We start from the raw sequence: 21,598 nt of genomic DNA, 5'->3' as shown, positions 1-21,598 counted from the left end.
TAATCGGATTAATTTTATATCCGACAGAAGAATATTGAGCCCAATCGTTCAAACTATGGCAGAACAGCAAACACCGTTCCTCTCGCTGGAACACATTACGGTGAGGTATCTTGATAAAACATTATTCAATACCCTCACCTGGCAGATCAACAAAGGAGAGCAGTGGGCCATTACAGGACCCAGCGGTTCCGGTAAAACAGCCCTGCTGAATACCATTCTTGGTAAATTTAATATCATCAATGGTAGTATCCATTACCACTTTTACGAGGAGTGGTGCCGGCAACATACCGTCACAGATCCCTGGTTTAATTACCGTAACCTGGTAGCCATGGTGGGACATCATCATACCTTCCGGAACCTCTCCAATACTACCACGGATTTTTATTATCAGCAACGCTTCAATAGTATGGACGCTGATAATTCACCTACTGTAATGGAATACCTGGAACTCACCGAAGTACCGGCATTACTCCAGCCGCTCCGCATCGCCCCGCTGCTGGAAAAACGGCTCATCAAATTATCCAATGGCGAAACCCGCCGGGTAATGATTGCACGTGCCCTCATCCAACAGCCGCAACTGCTTATGCTGGATAATCCCTACATCGGGCTGGATGTGCAGGCCAGGAAAGATTTCAGCAATATGATCAATGAAATCATTGCCGGCGGCGCCACCGTATTGCTTGCTACCGCCCCCCATGAAATTCCTGAGCATATTACACATGTCCTTACCCTGGAAAATGGCGGTATAACAGGTAAGTATACACGCAGTGAATTTATACAGCTGCCGCTGCCCGCAGCAACAGCAATAGCGCTGCCGGAAATGGAAGCCCATAAGATAGCCGCGCTGGTGCAAAACAGTCAGCAGCAACAATTCGACACCATTGTCCGGATGGAAGACATCCATATTAAATACGGTGAAAACACCATCCTGAATGGCATCAACTGGACGGTAAAACCAAACGAAAAATGGGCACTGCTTGGTCCCAACGGCGCCGGTAAATCTACGCTGCTGAGTCTTGTAAATGGGGATAATCCGCAGGCATATGCCAATAAGCTCTGGCTGTTCGACCGGAAGCGGGGCAGCGGCGAAAGCATCTGGGATATCAAGAAAAAAATCGGCTTCGTTTCCCCTGAATTACACCAGTATTTTACCTCCCGCGACAACTGCCTCCAGGTAGTATGTTCCGGCTTCTCCGACGTAATCGGCAGCACCAGGCCAGCTACTGCTGCACAACAACAGGTGGCCCGCGACTGGATGAGCGTTCTCAATATAGCGGAACATGAAAAAGCGCCGTTCAAACAGGTGCCTGAAAGCGCCCAGCGCTTAACCCTGCTGGCACGCGCGCTGGTTAAAAATCCACCCCTGCTGATCTTTGATGAACCCTGCCAGGGACTGGATACCCAACAAAAGCTACATTTCAAAAAAGTAATAGAACAGTTGTGTGAACACATGCCGGTAACACTCATCTTCGTTACCCACTACGAAGATGAACTGCCTTCGTGTGTAGATAAGTTCATCCGGTTGAACAAGGGTGAAATGGTGTAGTGCGGATGTTGTCTTTCTCAGGATTACGCTGATTTTTACTGATTAGCTGGATTTTTACTTTTGGATTTTATAAAGGATTAAGGGAGATGGAAGCGGATATATCGCTCTTATCTCCCTTAGTTATATTAATCAGTAAGAAAATCAAAAAAAATCCAAAAGTAAAAATCCAGCTAATCAGTAAAAATCAGCGTAATCCTGAGAAAGACAAAATCCGCGTTTAAAGAAAATTCCCGACATTCGCACCTAATAGTTAATCACCTAATCTGCTTTCCCGATGCACCCAACAAAAAGGCTTACCGCTGTAGCAGCATTGTTTTTATTCCTGGCCGCCCTGTTTGTGATCAATGGTTGCCGTACGGCGAAGAAAGAAATGAACCCCGAATTTGCCCGGTACATTGAGGCATATACCGCGGGGATTATTTCCAAACAAAGCGCTATCCGTGTTCACCTCACCTCACAAACCAATGTAACCCATACCCAGAACGAACCCCTGGAGAAGGAAGTATTTGAGTTTTCCCCTTCCATCAAAGGAAAGGCTTACTGGATTGATGCCACCACCATCGAATTCAGACCGGATGAAAACCTGCAACCCGGTAAAACGTATGAAGCCAACTTTAAACTTGGCAAAATACTGGAAGTGCCCAAGGAACTCAAATCATTTGATTTTGAATTCAAGATCATCAAGCCATCATTCTCTATAGAGAATGATGGGCTGAAAGCCAGCACTAATAATACGCTCGACCGCATGACCTGCACCGGCGCTATTTATACAGCGGATGTGGAAGACCCGCAGGCGATTGAAAAAATACTCACCGCACAATACGCCGGTAAAGGCTTACCTATTACCTGGCAACACAACGCCGCAGAACGTACTTCCCGCTTCACCATTGCCAACATTGCACGGGCTAACATTGCCCGTAACATGGAACTGAGCTGGAACGGCGGATCGTTGAAAGTGGATAATACCGGGAAAAATACCATCGAAGTTCCCGCTATCGGCGACTTTAAAGTGCTGAATGTAAAAGCGCTCTCAGATCCGGAGCAACATCTCCTGGTACAGTTTTCGGACCCCGTAAGTATGGCCCAAACCCTGGAAGGATTGATCGGCATCAGTGGTCAAAGCGACCTGCGTTACACCATTGATGGCAGCGAAGTAAGAGTGTATGCACCGGTGCGGCTGGAAGGAAACTATAATGTAATCGTAAATGAAGGCGTTATAAACATCACGGATAAACGCTTAGGTAGAACCTTCAGCGCCAACGTTAACTTTGAAAATACTTTACCCAGCGTGAGCATTCCCGGCAAAGGCGTAATTCTCCCGGAAAGCAATAAGCTGGTGATGCCGTTTGAAGCGGTGAACCTCAATGCGGTGGACGTTTCCATTATAAAAATCTACGAGAATAATGTGCCGCAGTATCTTCAGCGGAATGACCTCGACGGCAGCCAGGAGCTCCGTCGTGTAGGCAAGCCCGTAGTAGAGAAAACTATCCGCCTTGATGGAGATAAATCTGTGAACCTGCATAAGAAGAACCGCTTCTTCCTGGACCTGGATAAAATGCTGCGCACCGAACCCGGCGCCATTTACCGCATTACTATCGGCTTCCGGAAATCATACGCCATGACCGCCTGCTCGGCAGATACTACCAAGGACGGTGACAATGCGTCTTCCGATGAGGAAGGAGAAGAAGAATATTATGGCGGAGAAAAAATTGATGATGATGACTCGTTCTGGCAACGGTACGACAGCTACTATCCATATGGCTATAACTGGGACCGCCGCAATGATGCCTGCTCCAACTCCTACTACAGCAAAGACAAATGGGCATCCCGCAATGTGATTGCTTCCAACATCGGTCTTATCGCCAAAAGAGGAAACGATAACAGCATGCTGGTGGCTGTAACCGATATCCGCGATACCAAACCGCTCATCGGAGTGGAACTGGAATTACTTGACTATCAAAACCAGGTCATCTTCAAAACCAAAAGTGATGGGGAAGGACTCGCGTCCTTTGATCTGAAACGCAAACCCTACCTGCTCATCGCCAAAAAAGAAAATGAAAGAGGGTACCTTAAACTCGACGATGGCGGCTCGCTTCCATTAAGCCGGTTTGATGTGAAAGGAGAAGAAGTACAAAACGGTATCAAAGGCTTCCTCTATGGCGAACGTGGTGTATGGCGTCCGGGCGATTCCGTTTATCTTACTTTTATTTTGGAAGATAAAGGGGAGAAATTACCGGCAGACCACCCTGTTTCACTGGAATTATATAATCCTAAAGGGCAACTCTACAAACGGATCAATCAGCACGAAGGACTAAATGGCTTCTACAGCTTTGCTACCGCTACTGCACCGGATGATCCAACCGGCAACTGGGTGGCAAAAGTAAAAGTAGGCGGTGCCACCTTCCAGAAAAATGTACGCATTGAAACGGTGAAGCCTAACCGCCTCAAAATAAAAATGGATTTCGGCAGTATCACTTCCTTGTCGAAAGGCAGCGCTACAGGTAACTTATCTGCCATGTGGCTGTTTGGCGCCACTGCACAGCATCTGAAAGCCAAAGTGGATGTATCGCTGGTACAACAAAGCACCAGCTTCCCTAAATTCGGGGACTACGCTTTCGACGACCCGGTAACCCATTTCGAAGCAGAAAATAAAACCATCTTTGAAGGCCCGCTGAGTGAAAGCGGCAGCGCTCCCGTGAATGCAGATATTCAACTGGGTAAGGTAGCACCCGGCCAGCTGAAAGCTAACTTTGAAGTAAAAGTATTTGAACCGGGAGGAGATTTCAGTATCGACCACTTCTCCATGCCTTATAATCCTTTCACTTCCTACGCCGGCATACGCATTCCTGCAGGCGACCGGACTACCGGCATGCTGCTCACGGACCGCCCGCATTCGATCGACCTGGTAGATGTAGACGGCAATGGCAATCTCACAACCGGCAGCCGCGAAGTACAGGTAGAATTATACAAGATCAAATGGAGATGGTGGTGGGATGAAGGTGAACAGGACGACTATTCCAACTTCACACAAGACAGCTATAATCAGCTGCTGAGTAAAGAAACCGTTACCCTGCAGAATGGTAAAGGTAAATGGGACCTGCGCGTAAACTCACCGGATTGGGGCCGGTACCTGATCCGGGTGAAAGATTTGCAAAGCGGTCATACCGCAGGTAAGGCGGTGTATATCGACTGGCCGGGCTGGGCGGAAAGGATGCAGAAGGATAATCCTGCAGAGGCCTCCATGCTGGTGTTCACATCCGATAAACAAACCTACAAAACCGGCGATGATATTAACCTCACCATTCCAAGCAGTGAAGGCGGCCGCGGACTAGTAAGTATTGAATCCGGCAGTAAAGTGCTGAAAACATACTGGATCACTACCAAACAGGGACAAACGACCTTTAAATTCAAGGCAGAAAAATCGATGACGCCCAATATATACGTGAACGTTAGTTTGCTGCAACCACATGCGCAAACCCTCAACGATTTGCCAATCCGTATGTATGGTACCATTCCGATTTCTATTGAGGATCCGGGCACTATCCTGAAACCGGTAATCACCATGGCCGACAAGCTGAAGCCCGAAACAGAAGCCAGCATCACCGTAAGTGAAGGTAATGGCAAACCAATGACCTATACCATCGCTATTGTAGATGAAGGCCTGCTCGATCTTACCCGTTTCAAAACACCGGACCCTCATAATGCATTCTATGCAAGGGAAGCACTCGGCGTAAAAACCTGGGATCTGTTCGACTACGTAATAGGCGCCTGGGGAGCGGATATGGACCGCATCCTGAGTATAGGCGGTGACGAAGGATTGGATAAAAATGCCGGTGGCGCTAAAGCCAATCGCTTTAAGCCTGTGGTAAAATACATGGGTCCCTTCTACCTGAAAACAGGACAAAAACAAACACATAAATTTAAGCTGCCGCCATACATAGGATCAGTAAAAGCAATGGTGGTAGCCGGGCAGGACGGCGCCTATGGCTTTGCTGAAAAAGCGGTAGCGGTAAAGAAACCTTTGATGCTGCTCACCACCGCACCACGTGTACTTGGTCCGTCAGAAACCATCCAGGTACCGGTAACCGTGTTTGGCCTGGAGCCCAATATCCGTAATGTAAATGTTAGTTTATCTACCAGCTCACTACTGGAAGTTGTAGGTGAACAAACCAAAACAGTGACCTTCTCTCAACCCGGGGAACAAATTGTATACTTCGACGTAAAAGTACGTCCGCAAACGGGCGTGGCTAAAATAAAAGTAACAGCCACCAGTGGTGCAGAAAAGGCAGAAGAAAACATTGAGCTGAATGTTCGTAATCCCAACCCGGTGATCACCAACATTATTGAAAATACGCTGGAAGGAAATAAGAGCTGGCAATCTGCTTTTAGCCCGGTGGGCATGACAGGCACCAACTCCGGTGTGCTGGAAGTATCTACCATTCCGTCGCTCAACCTGGGCAAACGCCTGCGATTCCTGATAGAGTATCCGCATGGCTGTATTGAACAAACTACTTCGGGCGTATTCCCGCAACTGGTGTTGAACCAGTTGATGGATCTGAAAGAAAGTCAGCGGGCAGAAGTAGACCGTAACGTGAAAGCGGGTATCAACAGGCTGAAAAGTTTCCAGACTTCCGACGGCGGTTTCAGCTACTGGCCGGGTGAAGGAAACTCTGATGAGTGGGGTACCAACTATGGCGGTCATTTCCTTATAGAAGCACAGGCACAAGGTTATACATTACCAGCGGGATTATTGGATCAGTGGAAGAAGTACCAGCGTAATAAGGCTGGTACCTGGGCGCCCAGCACCCTTAATTTTTATGGTGGAGATCTTACACAGTCGTACCGCCTGTACCTGCTCGCACTGGCCAAATCACCGGAACTGGGTGCGATGAACCGGTTAAAGGAATTCAAATATCTGTCCGTTCCGGCCAAATGGCGGCTTGCTGCGGCTTATAAGCTTTCCGGTCAGCCGGAAGTAGCCAATTCCCTTATCCAGGGACTTACCACCGAGGTGAAAGCGTATACACAATTGGGCGGCACCTTTGGTTCCGATCTGCGCGACAAAGCTATGATCCTGGAAACGCTTACCATCATGGGGCAACGTAACCGCGCTAATGAACTCGTGAAACAAATTGCTGCACAACTATCGCAAAACGACCAGTGGTATAGTACACAAACAACTGCTTATTCACTGATTGCCGTTGCCAAATATTGCGGCAACAACAAGGGCGGTAGCAAGATGAGTTTTGCGTATACTATTAACGGTACCAAAGGCAGTGTAACCGGGCAATCTTTTGTTACGCAAATACCTGTTGCGGTCAACGGCAGTGCGGGCAATATCAGCATCCAGAATAACGGGCAAAATGTGTTGTACGTGCGCCTTATCCTCCAGGGCCAACCGGATGCAGGTCAGGAACCCGTGGCTACCAATAACCCGGATATATTGGGCATGCAGGTAAGCTTCAGTACCCGCGATGGCAAACCGCTGGATCCGGCTACATTGCGCCAGGGAAGCGATTTTATGGCCACCGTTACCGTCAATAACCCTGGTAAAAGAGGGTACTACGAACAAATGGCCCTGTCGCAGGTCTTCCCTTCCGGCTGGGAAATAATAAACACCCGTTTGATGGAAAACGACAGCGCGTTCCATTCTTCACCGGCTACGTATATGGATATACGTGACGACCGGGTATACACTTATTTCAACATAGAAGAAAACAAGAAACGTACTTATAATGTATTGCTGAACGCAGCCTATCTCGGCAGGTATTATCTGCCGGCAACCTCTTGCGAGGCGATGTATGATAATACCATACATGCTTTCGCACCAGGCAAGTGGGTAGAGGTAGTGAAGTAGAAAAAGAGATGTAAAGAAAAAATGCGTCCCGGGATTTCCGGGACGCATTTTTTTTATGAGCAAATTACTACTGTTGTAACCGGGCAAAATAGATGACGGTACGAGCCAGCTGTGAAACATAACCCATCTCATTATCGTACCAGCTCACCACTCTTATAATCTGTTGTTCCCCGGCAGATAATACTTTTGTTTGAGTGGCATCAAAGAGGGAGCCGTAGTGGCGCCGATGATGTCACTGCTTACTATTTCAAATCCGTTGATGGCAATTTTTGTGTGCGACATAAAATATTTTTTAGTAATTATCTTTTTAAGAAATCGTGTATCAGGGCAGCTATTTCCTCATGGTATTCTTCCAGTGCGAAGTGGCTGCCTTCCAGTAAGTGAACTTCTGCATTGGGCACGTCTTTTTTATAAGCTTCTGCGCCGGGCCAGGTAAAGATGCGGTCGTGTTTGCCCCATACTACCAGCAGCCGTGGCTGGTGGGTACGCAGGTATTGCTGCCATTCAGGGTACTTGGGGAAGTTGGTGCCATAATTCTGAAACAGGGCTACCTGTACTGCTTCCACGCCGGGCCTCGACATATAGGCATGTGCCAGTTCATAACTGTCCGGGCTCACGCTTTTGGGGTTGGCCGCTCCCAGCAGGTGTTCTTCCTTGATTTTTTCCAGGCTTAATTTATGCACAATGGCTGCCAGTAATGCTTTCTCATCTCCGGCCTGCTGCAGTGCGCCAATTTCCTGTATATCCGGGCCTAATCCTTCGTTATATACATTGGCATTTTGTATGATCAGCGCTTCCACCAGTTCGGGTCTTTTACTAATGATGCGGAAGGCGACAGGGCCGCCATAGTCCTGCAGGTACCAGCTGAATTTTGTTAATCCCAGCTTGTCGATAAACTGTTCTATTACCAGGGCCAGGTTATCGAAAGTATAATCGAATGCTGATTGCGAAGGAATACTGCTTTGGCCAAATCCCGGGTAATCCGGGGCTATTACATGATACCTGCCGGCCAGGTCATGGATCAGATCACGGTACATGTGCGAGGTGGATGGAAAGCCATGGAGTAGCAATATCACGGGCGCATCTGCCGGACCGGCTTCGCGGTAGAAAATATTGAGATGATTGACAGTAACTGTTTTGTGGAGAACGGGGGTAGTAGTGAGTGTTTGCATCTGAATGTAGTTTTTGTACTGTTTGGTACATTATTAGTTAAAAAAATATCGTTTGTGACGGGTATTTGTTTATAATTATTACGTGAAGTGTGTCATATAGAAGTTATTTGCCGGTATAAAGATATATACTTTACCAATTAGTACAAAATATATTTAAAAGAATAATTGAATAGCGGGAAAATAGAAAGGTATTGACTTTTTAAACTGATCGCGCTGGCTTCCGCAGATAATTTCACGAATAATCAAGGCTCGGATATCAACCAGCAGCCATGGATTGCATAGTCGTCAACTCCACGGAGGGGACTGCGGTACGCATATCCCTTAATTCATCAGTCACAGATAGTTTAACGTGATAACCGGAATCTCCTTATCACCGCAATTACGCCCCATGTACCCGCTAAGAACGCAGCTATGGCAATGAATAGTACAGATTGCTCCCGTAAGGGGTTCAAATAATAAAGTAACAGGAGGTTGAATGATAAGAGGATACCCAAAATAAATTTTCCTATCCAATTCACGGGTTTAAAAACTGCAGCTGCTTTTTCCTTTTGTTGCTGTACAACGGCCTGCATTAAACGATGGGAGAAGAATTCCGACGGCTTTTCTATGCCGTCTTCTTTCAGGATAGCCGGGAGCTTATCTTCTGACGTATTATTATTTTTCATAGTAAATTTCTTGTTTCATGGTTTAACAATAACCCTAATTCGGCTTCCAGCTGTTTCCTTCCTCTTAATAAACGCATCTTTATGGCAGACTTTCCGGCGCCAAGGATCTCACAGATTTCAGCAATATTCTTTTCCTCGATATAGTGGAGGATCAGCACCAGCCGGTCTTCCTTCGATAGCCTGTTGAGCGCTAATCTGACGTATCTTTTTCTTTCCGCATCCTTTACCAGATTCCATCCATGATTTTCTGTAGCCTCATCCTGTTCGGTTTCGGACTGTTGGTCTATACTCACAGTAGGCGTTTTCCTGTTTTTGAGTTTTGTCAATGCCGTATTATAAACAATACGGTATAACCAGGTAGAAAATCTGGACGCCTGTTTGAACTTACCCAGCGCTGCAAATGCCTTCATAAAAGCATCCTGTACTACCTCTTCCGCATCCTCATTATTGGCAACGACAGATTTCGCGATTGTAAAAGAAAAGTCCTTATAGGTATTTACCAAGTCGGCAATACTATTTATATCGCCATTTATGGCTTTATTCCATATTTCATTTTCCTGTTTATTTTCTCTGTGGGTTGCCATCTCATGATTTAGACTACCTGGGGAGCGAAGTGGTCACATTGTGACCACTTTGGCTTTTTAGCAGTCTTATTATTAGGAACTCAAAAATATCTAAAAATATAGTCATGCAAATAACGTCCGCATCTTTAATCATTTCGCTTGCACTTGTCGTTTTCGGGATAAGTTATTACTATTTCACAACAAGGTATAAAGAGCGAATGACCATTATTGAAAAAGGACTTCCTCCTGACTATTTTAAAGGAGGTACCAACTACCTGTTATTTATATTGCTTCTTGGCATTGTGAGTATTGGCATATCCCTGGGAGTTGTACTGGGAACTTTTTTGAGATCATTAAATATTGATGGAATACGAGATTTTATACTGCCGGCAACCATATTCCTGTTTTTGGGAATTAGTTTGATAGTCTCCTATTTTGTACTAAAGAGCATAGATAAGAAAAAGTAATACTTCCTGCTTCATTTATTGCAGCCAGAACTGGCGGGTTTAACCCGCTAGGGGAAGCCTTTGCTCTTTTTTAAGGATTAAACACAAACACCATGAGAAAATTATTGATAATAGCGATGTATTCCATGCTGATATATCTGCCACTTATATCCTTTGGTCAGCACCTGGAAAGAGAACTGGATGCCATGTTAACCCGGACGTTTCCGCCCACCGGCCCGGGGGCTGCCGTGCTGGTGGCTAAAGCAAATAAAATTGTTTACAGAAAAGCATTTGGGAAAGCTAATCTGGAGCTGAATATAGCATTGAAGCCCGATCATGTATTCCGGATAGGCTCTATTACCAAACAATTTACCGCCTGCGCAATTTTAAAGCTGGCAGAGGAAGGGAAATTATCGTTGCAGGATGAGATCACTAAATTTATCAGGGATTATCCTGTGCCGGATGTTACCATCGAACAGCTGCTTACCCACACCTCGGGTATAAATACCAGTGCAGGCGCATGGACGCCTGAAACAAGGAAGCGTGATTTTACCCCACAGGCGCTGATTGACTCTTTTAAGCACCAGCCATCAGACTTTTTGCCCGGCGAAGGTTTTCGCTATAATAATAACGGATATGTACTGTTAGGCCATATCATTGAATACGTTTCGGGTATGCCCTATGAAACATATATCAGCGAAAATTTCTTTAAACCGTTAAGAATGAAAAATTCCGGGTACGACAATACTGCTTCTATAATCCCCGGCCGTATCAGTGGCTATCAGAAAGACAACGACACATATAAGAACGCCGATTTTCTAAGTATGACACAACCCTATTCAGCAGGTTCCATTCTTTCTACCGTTGAAGATCTGTACATCTGGAATAAAGCCCTGATGGATGGGAAAGTTCTCAGTAGAAAAAGCCTGGAAAAAGCACATACCTCCCATCAACTGAACAATGGAAATTTCACTGCTTACGGATACGGTTGGTGGCTGGGAAATATCCAGGGAAGCCCGGATATTAAACACGATGGCCTGATCAATGGATTCTCAACATTCACTGTTTATCTGCCAAAGGAGAAAGTATTTGTGGCTGTTTTTACCAACTGTGAAAACAATAACCCTGAAGTCATCGGATCAAAAATTGCCGGCATAGCTATCGGTAAACCTTATCACACCAACGAAATCGGGTTACCCATAGCGCAACTTAAATCATATGCAGCCATCTATGAATCAGCAACAGAGGGACAAAGAACCGTATCTTATGAAGATGGACGACTCCTGTACTTTGTAAAAGGAGGACCGAAAGAACAGCTGATCCCTTTTGGGAATGACAAATTTTATTTTGAGAACAACCTGACCATCATAGAATTTTTGAAGAAGAAAGATGGAAGTATCGGCGGGCTCGTTTCTGAAACGGCGGGGAAAGCAGTTACATTCATCCGGACAGGTATTAAACTGAACAACCTGTATGCGATAAATATTTCCCCTGAAGCGCTGAAAAGGTACATTGGGAAATATCAGTTTCCGGATAACTTTATTCTTGCCATTACCCGGGATGGTAACCGGTTATATGGCACAGGCAACGGTCGCAGGCAAATCAGGCAGGAAATAGTTCCCTATGATACCTGCAGTTTTTTTGCAAGAAATTTAGATGCGCAGCTGGTGTTCAACCTGGATAAAAACGGAACCGTTACAGGATTAACAAAAATTCAGAATGGGATAGCTGTCGCAAAAAAAGTGGAGTGAGTCGCCGGTATCAATACAACTGATTACGTAAAATTCTTTTGATCATTTGTATAGTGGAACGGCTGATCTGGCCTTTGTATTTTTGAAGAATAGTACTTTCACTAATGCCATCACTCAGCTCGTTTACAACCCGCAGCCATTTGCCTAGAAATTCTGAATTGGGAGTGCGGTACCGCATTAATCGCCTCACCGTTTCAATAATGGATTTATTCACCGTGCCTTCATGAAGCTCAAATACCTCGTCATTATTAAGTCCCAGCTTAATGTCATCAGCAATCCTGGAATAATCCTGCAGATATTTTTCATTGGCTTCCATTACCTGTAACAGGGGATTGTCGCTGAAAGCAATGTCAGTATACTTCCGGTGCTGCTTCTGTAAGGCCTGCAAAGCATAGTTCCGGGCAATATTATCGCAGATGATGAGGTCGCTCTTGCTGAGCTCAAACCATTCGCCTTTTACACGTTTATGCTGAAAAACAATATGCAGACTCTCTTCCAGGTCTGTCATATTCAACGCTGCATACTGCCTGATAACTCGGAACATTACGGGCAGGTGTGTATGATAAGCCGCCAGACGCTTATGCAGGTCCTGCGTTTTACCAATCTTATACAGGTTTTTACCCGTATTCAGAATGTACACACACTTACCAATTTGTACTTGCTCCATGAGGTGATTTCGCGCTTGCTGGTGATAATTACGTTATCAATTTACGACTATGATTCTTATATACAAAATGGAATAATCATCTTAAATTATAATATGAAGTGTATGCGGCGCATAGAGGAGCATCACCTGCGTGCAGTGTGGTTATTAAACAACGGTCTTATACTACGATACAGCTATTTGAAATCGGCGCTATTCCTTCCAGTTACTCAGGTACCTTGCGGTAAAACTCAGCCCATTGGTGTACATAAACTTCCCGATCACTTCCTCCAGGTAATTCATGTCCAGGGATCCGTCTGCGGGATTGTAGCGAAGTGAGCGCGCATTGTTACCATCTCCCGTATTCAGATATTTATCGGCAACAGGTAAATATTTTTTTAACCCGGCAGCCAGGTCAGATAATTTCAGGATATTATCTATCCGGTTGATAGGATTAATCAGTCCATCGAAATCAGAGCCGATGCAGATATGATCCCACGGCGAAGTACCAGGCTCCCATCCCATGCCGGTATTCCCGATCCTCACGGCATAAATAATGTGAAGGCACAACAGCATCAGGTGCCGCTCCGCCCTCGAAGGAATGCTCAGGAAATCAAATAATTTCTCTGCGCCCGGAAGTTGACCATCCCTGAAAAGCTTTTCCCATTCCTCCCGGGCAATGTATTCGGGATCAAAATATTCAGGCCGGTTACTGTCAACCATTTTTTCTGCACCCAGGATACGCTGGTCAAGACTGATACCAATCATTCCCCGGGAGCTCATGATCTCTATAATTTCTTCATCGAATAAATTGATAGTCCAGGGATTGCCATAAAGACCGCTATTAATGCTGTCGTTTGTTTTTCCGATTTTCCGGTTTTCAGATTCCACTATACTCACCAATACGCCATCCTGCTGACCAGTGGTGGATCTGAATTGTTTTTTAGCGAGATAGTTATTCAATGAAGTGAAGGTGAAACCAGTATGAGAGGTGATGATCGGCAGCCTGTTGACGGCGGGCGATTCATTGATCAGCGATTCGCGGTAACGGTAATAATGAAACCGCGTGTATACGCTCATATGTTTCAGATCAATAAGCACCGGTCTCTTTTCATGCAGCAGCGCCTGGCGTATTACCTTTTTTCCCAGCTGTGTAAGTCCGAGACCGGCTTTAGGCATGAAGTCCTCGCTGCTGAAAGCTATTTGCGCCTGCTTGTTAAGTCCCTGCGCAAACCCGCCCAGCGGCTGCTCCGGGATATAGCTGAGGTGACAGAGATTAATACTGATAAAATCCAGTTCGCTGTTATCCTGGATATCCTTCAGGTTTAGCTCCGGCGTCCTGGATAACGCAGCACCCCGGATAGGTACGTCGGATAAATTATGACCGCCTTCTATAGAAAAGATGAGGTAGCGTTGTGTGTTATCATCTTTCAGCACATCTGCTATTTGTTGCGGCGTTTTACCTTCCCAATCTTTCCTCCCTGTATATTTTATATGATAGGGTGCCTGCTCCAGGATGGCCTTACTATCCAGGTACATTTTTACCTGTTGCTGAAACTCGGCGTAGTAGCTGGTCTTCCCATCCCTGGTTTTATTTATGATGTCTTTGTTTAAAGGTAATATATGGGAGAAGTCGATACCCAGCACATGCAAAATTCTACGGGCAAAGGCGTGTTCCAGGCTGATAATAGAAGCCACTCCCAGATAGAGCTGGCTGTCTTTCACCTGGTCGGGCGACGACTGGCTATTGAACGGTCCGCCGAAAAGATCGTTCAGCAAACTGGCCAGGCCGGTGGTTTTCACCTGCTCATTTATAGGGGTGCCATTGCTGAGATAATGTTTAAACAGCAGATGAAAATGAAAGTCGAATATCTTGTTTGTCATGGGGTCACTTATTTAGCGGCATTTTCAATAATAGACTGAACGGTGTTAAACCGTTGAAGCAGATCCGGATAGGTGGCAGGAGTGGTGCTTTCATAGGCGCTTCTGCTCTTTCCAAAGGTGGCGCTTTCCAGCATCCGCGCACTGTCGGACATTGGAGTGGAAATAGCGGTGAGCGATTCCTGGTTGCCTCTTCTTGTACCAAAAATGGCATTGTGAAGTTTGTTCCAGTAAGTTTTTACTATTTCGCCATAACCCTGCAGCGAGTTCAGGAAAGCGCTTTCGTTCCAGCCGTTGTATTGGTTGTTTAATTTGCCGGCGGGTTTAGGGGGCGTGTTTAGAAGTTTTTCTGCGTTGAGAATACCACTGCCAAAACCTTTCGTGGGTAGTTGATCGCTTTTGCGGGCAGAGTCTTTCAGCGCCTGCCGGAAAGCTTCTACTCTTTTCCAGCCGGCATATTCCGGCGCCCTGAGCTGGTCCTGGTATTTTGCCAGCCAGTATGCAGCTGCGGCAGCAACATGCGGTGTGGCGTAGCTGGTGCCATCGCCATAGGCAAAACCTTCCAGGTGGTCGCCTGCCGCCTGCCAGATGGGTACCAGCACATCTTCTCCCGGCGCAGTAATATCTACTGTATCTCCTCTCGAAGATCCGGTCCATTCCCGGTCCAGCGGATTGGACGCTGCCACTGCAATAGTGCCGGGAAACACAGCGGGTGCTACTACCGCCTGCACGCTGTTACCCGCTGCACAGCACCAGATAACGCCACTTTCATATGCCTTTTTTGCCAGCCGTGCAGTGGTGAGCGTAGGGGGAATGCCCATGCTCATGGTAATGATATCAAAACCCTGGGCAATGGCTGCATCCAATGCTGCTGCCAGTTGCTGCTGCCTGTTGATGATGACTACTGTTTCGGCTATACGAAACGGAACCAGTTTGTAATTGTCGGGAGCCAGTAAGCCGCAGTTGCCGTTACCTGCGGCAGGTGAAAAGTCGTGGCCAATTAACAGGCTGCCGGTGCGGGTGCCATGACCGGGTTGCTTTCCCAGCGATATGGTGCGCAAGTCCAGCGCGTCATTGGTATTATCGAGGAAGTTATAATCGTTGTCGGTGTCAAATGCACCGGCTACTTTGGAATGGTCGGTATAACCGGTATCAAACTGTACAACACGGATGCCTTTTTCATGCGGGGATGCAGGTGTTTGTTGTGTCAGCAATATCTTATCGAACCCGGTGGCATACCAGTTCCAGCGCCGGTATTCTTCTGCTTTCCGGCCGGCAACAAATTTGCTCACAGCCGTTACCGTATAATTTTTAAGGAAAGCATCTTCGTTGGGCGTGCCATAACCGTCGTCAAACAGAAAGCCGGATTCGGCAGGACCGCCACCCTTCCTGATAATATTAACGGTATCGGCATTCAGGTATAAAGGCAGATCTGCTTCTGCATAAAAGATGCCTGGTACCTGTGCCAGTTTCCCGGCTTCTTCATGGGCATTGCCACTGAAGTTGGTGGTAAACGTAAACAACTCTTCTTTGCCGGCAACGGCGGTGGCGGGTGTAAGCAGCGACAGCTTAACACCCGGCGGATATTTTACAGATAATACCGCTTCTATCTGCGCCACCGTTTCCGGTTTATTCAATGCAGAGATTATAAAGGCGGTAGGGGTACTGATATTGGCAGATGAAGGAACATCCATAGTATTTTCTTTGGGAGATGAAGGAATATCGGGAACATTGGATGGAGTGCTGTTATTGCTCGCAGCTGCAGCTGTTACTACATTGTTTACACCACTCCGGACGCTGGCCTGGTCGGGTAAGGCCTGCTTCAGTTGCGGTGCTATATTGTCGGTATCTTTTAATAAAGCGCGGCGGCCTTTTTCCATATCCGGACTTAACGTGGCTTCCCGTACAGCGCTGACAATTACACTCACTTTAATGCCTTCATTGCCGATCCAGTCAATCTCGTCGTCCGGTGTTTCAGGAGTGGCCAGTTGTCCACTCCGGGTAAGTACGCGGTTTTGATCATCCGTGCGGGAAAGCCCGCTGTGATGCAGGGCAATAATTTCGCAGGTACCCATTCCGAATACCGGGGAGCCGCTGCTGCCGGGCAGTGTATCCGATTCATACACCAGGCGGGTGCCCGTTTCAGAGAAGAAGCGGATATCTTTCAGTACCACTTTTTTAGGCAGTCCGTTGGGGTGCTGCACAATTACACAGGATTCGCCTTTGATGATTTTGCCGAGGTTGCCGTCAAGACGGATGGGCGGAAACTGCGACAGTAATTCACCAAAAGTACCGGTCAGGTTTACACCTATCAGGGTGAAGTCGAGACCGCTGTTCAGCGTGGTTTTACTTACTTCCAGGCTGGAGGTCATAAAAAACTTGCGGGCATCCAGTTTGAAGGAAGCGCTTCTTTTCAGCGCTTTTGTAGTAGCGTCCACTTCATAGTTGAATTCTGCCATCATGTCTTCGGCATCATCAGCCGATTCAATCACATGGTGGTTGGTCAGCAGGATATCTTCTGTTACGAGGAAACCGGTGCCAATGGGCGTCCCGCCTTTCAGGATACGGCACACGGCCTTCGACATTTCAGATAACCTGTCCAGCACATATTTGTCCTGGAAGTCGGCCGTGCCTGTAATCCGCTCCAGCGCAGTTGCCACCAGGGGCGTGTTTTCGCGGGCCACACGATATTGCACCCGTGTGGGATTATCTTCCAGTTGTACTAAAGGCTGATTGGCTTCCCGTAAGGCACACATCTTTCTTTCGGCGGCTTCAAACTGTGGCTGACGGTCGCCAAAACGATTTGCTACTTCCTGGATAACTTTCCAATGAGGTATCATTTATTGAGGGTGTTTATTTTGGGGTAGTATACTTAGGTTTTCGCTAATGAATTTAATCAAAAAAGAAGGGAATAAAACGCTATTTGAAATATCTTTTTTATTATAAAATGAAAAAGAAGCGTGTTTATGGTGAAGTAATACTTCCGGGCAACAGGTTGGCGGCCCGGAAGCAGGAATTTATCCGTAAATAATGAACCCTTTCTCAATGGAATTTATCTTCCGGAATTTAATACGGAACACGCCAATCCCGTTACTGCTGCCGTTGGGGTTGCTATTGCCTTCAATGGTTTCAATAAAGCCACCATTTACAGCGGTTACGATACCGGTATGACCGAAGCCGCCACCATGGCTTTTAATGAAGATGCTGCCCGGAACTATCAGGGAGGGGTTGTTGATAGCTTTTGCGGTGGTGATTTTCAGCGCTTTTGTTTTGTTCCAGTGATCCAGGCAGCCGGCAGTTTTAACAACGGGATTAGAAATGCCCAGGTCTGCTGCGGCTTTTTTGAAGCACCAGTATACAAAGGCGGCGCACCAGTAGTTGCCGGGAGGGGTATTGGTACTGGCCAGATAGGCTTCTACCTGTGGTCCCCGGTTGCTGCCAGGAGGTACTTCCATCACGCCAATCTGGCTTTCGGCAACTTCAATCGCTTTGGCAAGTAGCGTATTGGGCGCATTTGTTTCTTCCGGTACACCATCGTCAAACAATACTTCCCAGGTAATGGCGCCCACTTCACCATCCACAATAAGCGGATTGCCAAACCGGTCGCGGTGCAGTGCCTGGAATTGTTTTACGGCAGATACAGTTTTGGGGCCAAAGGTGCCTGTGCCCTGTAAAGTACCAATACCGAGTTCAATCAGTCTTTGTTGAATGGCTTTTACAATCTGGCTGTTTGTTTCACCAGCCTTAATTACTTTGTTGGGGTAATTCATAACAATTGATTTTTAAAATTTGGGGGTAAGAATATTATTTCACAATGGTTTTATACTGTTATGGGATAGCTGTCTGATGAATCTTTTCTGGAGTTATCTAAAGATAACAACTTCCCGGCATTTTAAAAACCGGGAAAAAGGAGGCCGCTTCATCCCCGATGAAGCGGCCTCCTTTCATTTATTGACCATATATCTTTAGAAATTAGTATTAATGATCAGCGTATTCCGGTCGGCCGCTGCAAAATCCATCGGGATAATACCATATCTGCCATGCGTGTTACTGGTAAAGTAAGTGTTGATCTGTGGATTGATGGCATTGGAAACGGTAGTAATGCTGGGAATGCCAAAGATCAGTGATTTATAGCCACTGGTGAAATTGATGTAGAGTACCGACTGGCTGCCGTTCTTAGCTTCTGTGAACAGGTTGGTAATGCCTGTCCATTTCGCGTTATTATCGGGTACTACATACTGGTCCTGCACCCGCAGGGAGGAGTTGGCGTTATTGATAGAAAACGTGGTATTATCTGCCCAGTTGGTGGCTTCAATACCTTTGGGGGTACTGGTGGCGCCAAATCTTCTCAGCAGCACAATTTTGCCCCTTACCTGGCCGAGGTTTGGAACCGCATCGCCCAAATACCATTTGGAGGGTTGCAGCTGTGTATAGCTGTCGAAAGTTTGCTCAAAGGAGCGGGTGTTGTTGGTAGGATCATACTCCTCTTTTACACACATTACAATCGTTTCTGAAGGATTTGCTGCCAGGAAATCATAACAGGCGGTAAGTACGTCCGTAAAATTGAGGTTCTGGTAAATAGAACCGTGGTGAATGGCGAAAGCATCGCCGATGTGCCGGCAACGGATATCAAGGAAACGGGTACCGGCATCCAGTTGTTCGCGGATGCTGAGGTTCTGACATTTGGCGGTGCCGCCAACCGGTTCCACACGGGCGCCGCTGTCGTGTGTGCCGGGAATAGACAGGGCCGTGAGACTGGTATTGTCTGCAATGGCGCTCATCCAGCCGGTAAGGGTTACGCTTAAAGCGCCGGTTACCGCGTTTTTTGTGATTGCTTCACCGCTGGCTGCAGCATCAGGATTTACCAGGTCTTTTTTACAGCCAAAAAGAGAAAGGATGGCCAGGGCCACCAAAAGGGTTTTCAGGTTCATAATGGAAGTATTTATATTAAAAATACAGGAGAATACTGTTTGGTTCATTGCAGTGGAAATTAATTGTTGGTTAACAATCATTGATGTGGAATTAACATTTCCGGCAGGTGGCCGAAAGGTGTGATTTTTTATCAGCAAAGGAATGCATACCTTTATGTTATATCAACCAGATTAGCTTCGGGGGAAGCACTTACATTTATTTTGAATACCGTGCAATTAAATAGTGAACCAGATTTACTATTCAGGGTGTCGCAGGGCGATGAGGCTGCCTTTGCACATTTATTTCATACCTACCAAAACAGGCTGGGAGCATTTGTTATGCAGCTAACGGGATCCAAACCGCTGGCCGAAGAGATTGTACAGGAAATATTTATCCGGATCTGGGAAAAACGGGAGAAGTTAAGGCAGGTAGAACATTTTCATCCTTACCTGTATGCAGTAGCCAGGAACTATAGCATATCCTTCCTGAAGAAGCTTGGCCGGGAGCTGGCCAGGAAACAGGCATGGGAAACCAGTATAGCGGCTACCCACGACCAGGAAGATGATGCTGTCATCCGGAATTACCGGCGCATCATAGACCAGGCCATCTCAGAACTGCCGGCCCAGCGTCAGAAAGTATATCTTTTAAGCCGGGATGAAGGTCTCCGCCAGGCTGAAATTGCTGAGCGTATGGCCATCTCTCTGGAAACAGTTAAGAAGCACATGGTACTGGCCCTGCGTTCCATCCGGAGTTATGCAATGACGCACCCGGAAATCAATTTGCTGATGCTTATTCTGGTCACACCTTTCAGGGGGTAAATTTTTTTTCTTACACCATTACCTCTTTTTTATACTTGTTGCTGTCTTATAGGGTAGAATCAATCTATGCTGATGGATAATACCAGGTTGCGCTACCTGCTTAGCCGATATGCGGGTAAAACAATCACCCAGGCGGAACAATCCGAGTTAAGTGATTTTTTAAATGCGGCAGATAATCAAACGCAGCTGGAATTGCTGATCGAAGAAGCCTGGATACAGTCCGGTGAGGAAGATGAAATGTTTTTTCCCTCGCCCCAGCTAAACCAGGTACCGGCGCGGCAGCCGCTTAAATGGGTTTACTGGCAGCGTTGGGCCGCTGCTGTATTATTATTGATCGTCGCCACCAGCATCTTGCTGCTGGTCACCAAAACACGGAAAGCAGATAAGTTACCAGCTGTGGTAACAGAAAATATAAAAAAAGATGTGAAACCGGGCGGAACAAAAGCCATGCTCACACTGGCAAACGGGAATGTGATAGCGCTGGATAGCTCACTGAAGGGCACACTGGCGAAACAAGGGAATGTGAATTTACATGTGAGCCCGGGAATGCTGAAATACGACCAAAACAAGCAGACAGCTGCTAATAGTATAGCCTATAACATATTAAAAACCCCCAAAGGGGGACAGTATCAGCTGGAACTGCCGGATGGCTCAAAAGTGTGGCTGAATGCCGCCTCTTCCCTGAAATTTCCAACTGCCTTTGTTGGAAAGGAACGCCGGGTGGAACTAAACGGGGAAGCCTACTTTGAAGTAGCCAGGAATGCCAGCCAGCCATTTTTTGTATCCGTTAATAACGCCAGTATCGCGGTATTGGGCACCAGCTTCAATGTAATGGCTTACGCCGATGAAGCAGCCATGAGAACTACCCTGCTGGAAGGCGCCGTAAAGGTAAGCCAGGCAAATGCTTCCAGTGTATTAAAGCCGGGAGAACAATCACTGCTGGAACCAAACGGCAAAATGAAAGTAATAGAAAATGCTGACGTAAGCCTGGCGGTAGCATGGAAAAACGGACTTACTTCTTTTAAAAGTGCAGACATCAAAACAATCATGCGGCAGGTGGAAAGATGGTACGATGTGGAAGTAGTATATAGCGGCGCAATACCCGTCCGCAGCTTCACAGGAGATATTCCGAGAGACGCGAACTTGTCAGAATTATTGCGATTACTGGAAATCAGCAGGATCCATTTTAAAATGGAACAACGCAGGCTGATCGTTATGCCGTAAGTATCTTATTCATTATATCAACCAAATTGCTATTACCATGAACAAAGGTCCCTGAATGACGTGTGGTAAGAACCGGCATAAAAAACCAGGAGCGATCTCACCCGCCCCTGGAAAAGAGCCT

Annotated in this window: 15 protein-coding genes; 6 read left to right on the top strand and 9 right to left on the bottom strand. The window is 46.6% G+C overall.

The features are described 5' to 3' along the window. Window positions 1-55 precede the first annotated feature (55 nt). Together AB6805_RS19235 and AB6805_RS19230 are read left to right on the top strand one after the other, a co-directional pair. A complete protein-coding gene (locus AB6805_RS19235) occupies window positions 56-1,546 on the top strand; it encodes an ATP-binding cassette domain-containing protein (protein ID WP_370911071.1) in 1,491 nt (496 codons plus the stop codon). 274 nt (window positions 1,547-1,820) lie between these two features. Then, window positions 1,821-7,403, top strand: a complete 5,583-nt coding sequence (locus AB6805_RS19230) for an alpha-2-macroglobulin (RefSeq protein ID WP_370911070.1) — start codon at window positions 1,821-1,823, stop codon at window positions 7,401-7,403. Between the two features lie 153 nt (window positions 7,404-7,556). Here the strand turns inward: AB6805_RS19230 and AB6805_RS19225 are convergent, their stop codons facing one another. From AB6805_RS19225 to AB6805_RS19210, 4 genes are all read right to left on the bottom strand, one after another. Then, the gene (locus AB6805_RS19225; protein ID WP_370911069.1) at window positions 7,557-7,685 is read right to left on the bottom strand and encodes a hypothetical protein; all 129 of its coding nucleotides are present in this window, start codon (window positions 7,683-7,685) and stop codon (window positions 7,557-7,559) included. Window positions 7,686-7,702: 17 nt separating this feature from the next. Next, entirely contained in the window at window positions 7,703-8,575 is an 873-nt protein-coding gene (locus tag AB6805_RS19220; RefSeq protein ID WP_370911068.1) for an alpha/beta fold hydrolase, read from the bottom strand. Window positions 8,576-8,919: 344 nt separating this feature from the next. Beyond that, complete coding sequence (locus AB6805_RS19215) at window positions 8,920-9,240, bottom strand: hypothetical protein (RefSeq protein WP_370911067.1); 321 nt, start codon at window positions 9,238-9,240, stop codon at window positions 8,920-8,922. After that, window positions 9,237-9,824 (bottom strand): RNA polymerase sigma factor, encoded by a 588-nt coding sequence (locus tag AB6805_RS19210; protein ID WP_370911066.1) that lies wholly within the window; start codon window positions 9,822-9,824, stop codon window positions 9,237-9,239. Before AB6805_RS19210 ends, AB6805_RS19215 begins: the two co-directional genes overlap by 4 nt. 104 nt (window positions 9,825-9,928) lie before the next feature. Here AB6805_RS19210 and AB6805_RS19205 point away from each other — a divergent pair, with 104 nt between their 5' ends. Both AB6805_RS19205 and AB6805_RS19200 read left to right on the top strand, forming a co-directional pair. Next, window positions 9,929-10,270, top strand: coding sequence for a DUF6249 domain-containing protein (locus AB6805_RS19205; protein ID WP_370911065.1), 342 nt, complete (start codon window positions 9,929-9,931; stop codon window positions 10,268-10,270). A 92-nt stretch (window positions 10,271-10,362) separates the two neighbouring features. Next, the gene (locus AB6805_RS19200) at window positions 10,363-12,000 is read left to right on the top strand and encodes a serine hydrolase (protein ID WP_370911064.1); all 1,638 of its coding nucleotides are present in this window, start codon (window positions 10,363-10,365) and stop codon (window positions 11,998-12,000) included. A 10-nt stretch (window positions 12,001-12,010) separates the two neighbouring features. Here AB6805_RS19200 and AB6805_RS19195 read toward each other — a convergent pair whose 3' ends face one another. The 5 genes from AB6805_RS19195 to AB6805_RS19175 form a co-directional block, all read right to left on the bottom strand. Then, a complete protein-coding gene (locus tag AB6805_RS19195) occupies window positions 12,011-12,667 on the bottom strand; it encodes a GIY-YIG nuclease family protein (RefSeq protein WP_370911063.1) in 657 nt (218 codons plus the stop codon). A gap of 189 nt (window positions 12,668-12,856) precedes the next feature. Continuing rightward, window positions 12,857-14,527, bottom strand: coding sequence for a hypothetical protein (locus AB6805_RS19190; protein WP_370911062.1), 1,671 nt, complete (start codon window positions 14,525-14,527; stop codon window positions 12,857-12,859). An 8-nt stretch (window positions 14,528-14,535) separates the two neighbouring features. Next, the gene (locus AB6805_RS19185) at window positions 14,536-17,364 is read right to left on the bottom strand and encodes a S8 family serine peptidase (RefSeq protein WP_370911061.1); all 2,829 of its coding nucleotides are present in this window, start codon (window positions 17,362-17,364) and stop codon (window positions 14,536-14,538) included. 177 nt (window positions 17,365-17,541) lie between these two features. Next, the gene (locus AB6805_RS19180) at window positions 17,542-18,294 is read right to left on the bottom strand and encodes a CHAP domain-containing protein (protein ID WP_370911060.1); all 753 of its coding nucleotides are present in this window, start codon (window positions 18,292-18,294) and stop codon (window positions 17,542-17,544) included. Window positions 18,295-18,489: 195 nt separating this feature from the next. After that, entirely contained in the window at window positions 18,490-19,455 is a 966-nt protein-coding gene (locus AB6805_RS19175) for a phosphatidylinositol-specific phospholipase C (protein WP_370911059.1), read from the bottom strand. Window positions 19,456-19,665: 210 nt separating this feature from the next. On the opposite strand from AB6805_RS19175, the gene AB6805_RS19170 reads away from it, so the two are divergent. After that, complete coding sequence (locus AB6805_RS19170) at window positions 19,666-20,253, top strand: RNA polymerase sigma-70 factor (protein WP_370911058.1); 588 nt, start codon at window positions 19,666-19,668, stop codon at window positions 20,251-20,253. Window positions 20,254-20,325: 72 nt separating this feature from the next. Beyond that, the gene (locus AB6805_RS19165) at window positions 20,326-21,477 is read left to right on the top strand and encodes a FecR family protein (RefSeq protein WP_370911057.1); all 1,152 of its coding nucleotides are present in this window, start codon (window positions 20,326-20,328) and stop codon (window positions 21,475-21,477) included. The last annotated feature ends 121 nt before the right edge of the window (window positions 21,478-21,598 follow it).

The sequence above is a fragment of the Chitinophaga sp. RCC_12 genome (assembly GCF_041360695.1).
Classification (GTDB): Bacteria; Bacteroidota; Bacteroidia; order Chitinophagales; family Chitinophagaceae; genus Chitinophaga.
Note: the sequence above shows the minus strand (reverse complement) of the source record. Positions and strands in the feature narration are given on the sequence as shown.

Bases quoted from the DNA above. Each gene is read 5' to 3' on its own strand.
- AB6805_RS19190 (WP_370911062.1), bottom strand. From the start codon at position 14,527: ATGACAAACAAGATATTCGACTTTCATTTTCATCTGCTGTTTAAACAT.
- AB6805_RS19225 (WP_370911069.1), bottom strand. From the start codon at position 7,685: ATGTCGCACACAAAAATTGCCATCAACGGATTTGAAATAGTAAGCAGT.
- AB6805_RS19175 (WP_370911059.1), bottom strand. From the start codon at position 19,455: ATGAACCTGAAAACCCTTTTGGTGGCCCTGGCCATCCTTTCTCTTTTT.
- AB6805_RS19230 (WP_370911070.1), top strand. From the start codon at position 1,821: ATGCACCCAACAAAAAGGCTTACCGCTGTAGCAGCATTGTTTTTATTC.
- AB6805_RS19205 (WP_370911065.1), top strand. From the start codon at position 9,929: ATGCAAATAACGTCCGCATCTTTAATCATTTCGCTTGCACTTGTCGTT.
- AB6805_RS19235 (WP_370911071.1), top strand. From the start codon at position 56: ATGGCAGAACAGCAAACACCGTTCCTCTCGCTGGAACACATTACGGTG.
- AB6805_RS19210 (WP_370911066.1), bottom strand. From the start codon at position 9,824: ATGGCAACCCACAGAGAAAATAAACAGGAAAATGAAATATGGAATAAA.
- AB6805_RS19185 (WP_370911061.1), bottom strand. From the start codon at position 17,364: ATGATACCTCATTGGAAAGTTATCCAGGAAGTAGCAAATCGTTTTGGC.
- AB6805_RS19165 (WP_370911057.1), top strand. From the start codon at position 20,326: ATGGATAATACCAGGTTGCGCTACCTGCTTAGCCGATATGCGGGTAAA.
- AB6805_RS19200 (WP_370911064.1), top strand. From the start codon at position 10,363: ATGAGAAAATTATTGATAATAGCGATGTATTCCATGCTGATATATCTG.
- AB6805_RS19215 (WP_370911067.1), bottom strand. From the start codon at position 9,240: ATGAAAAATAATAATACGTCAGAAGATAAGCTCCCGGCTATCCTGAAA.
- AB6805_RS19180 (WP_370911060.1), bottom strand. From the start codon at position 18,294: ATGAATTACCCCAACAAAGTAATTAAGGCTGGTGAAACAAACAGCCAG.
- AB6805_RS19220 (WP_370911068.1), bottom strand. From the start codon at position 8,575: ATGCAAACACTCACTACTACCCCCGTTCTCCACAAAACAGTTACTGTC.
- AB6805_RS19195 (WP_370911063.1), bottom strand. From the start codon at position 12,667: ATGGAGCAAGTACAAATTGGTAAGTGTGTGTACATTCTGAATACGGGT.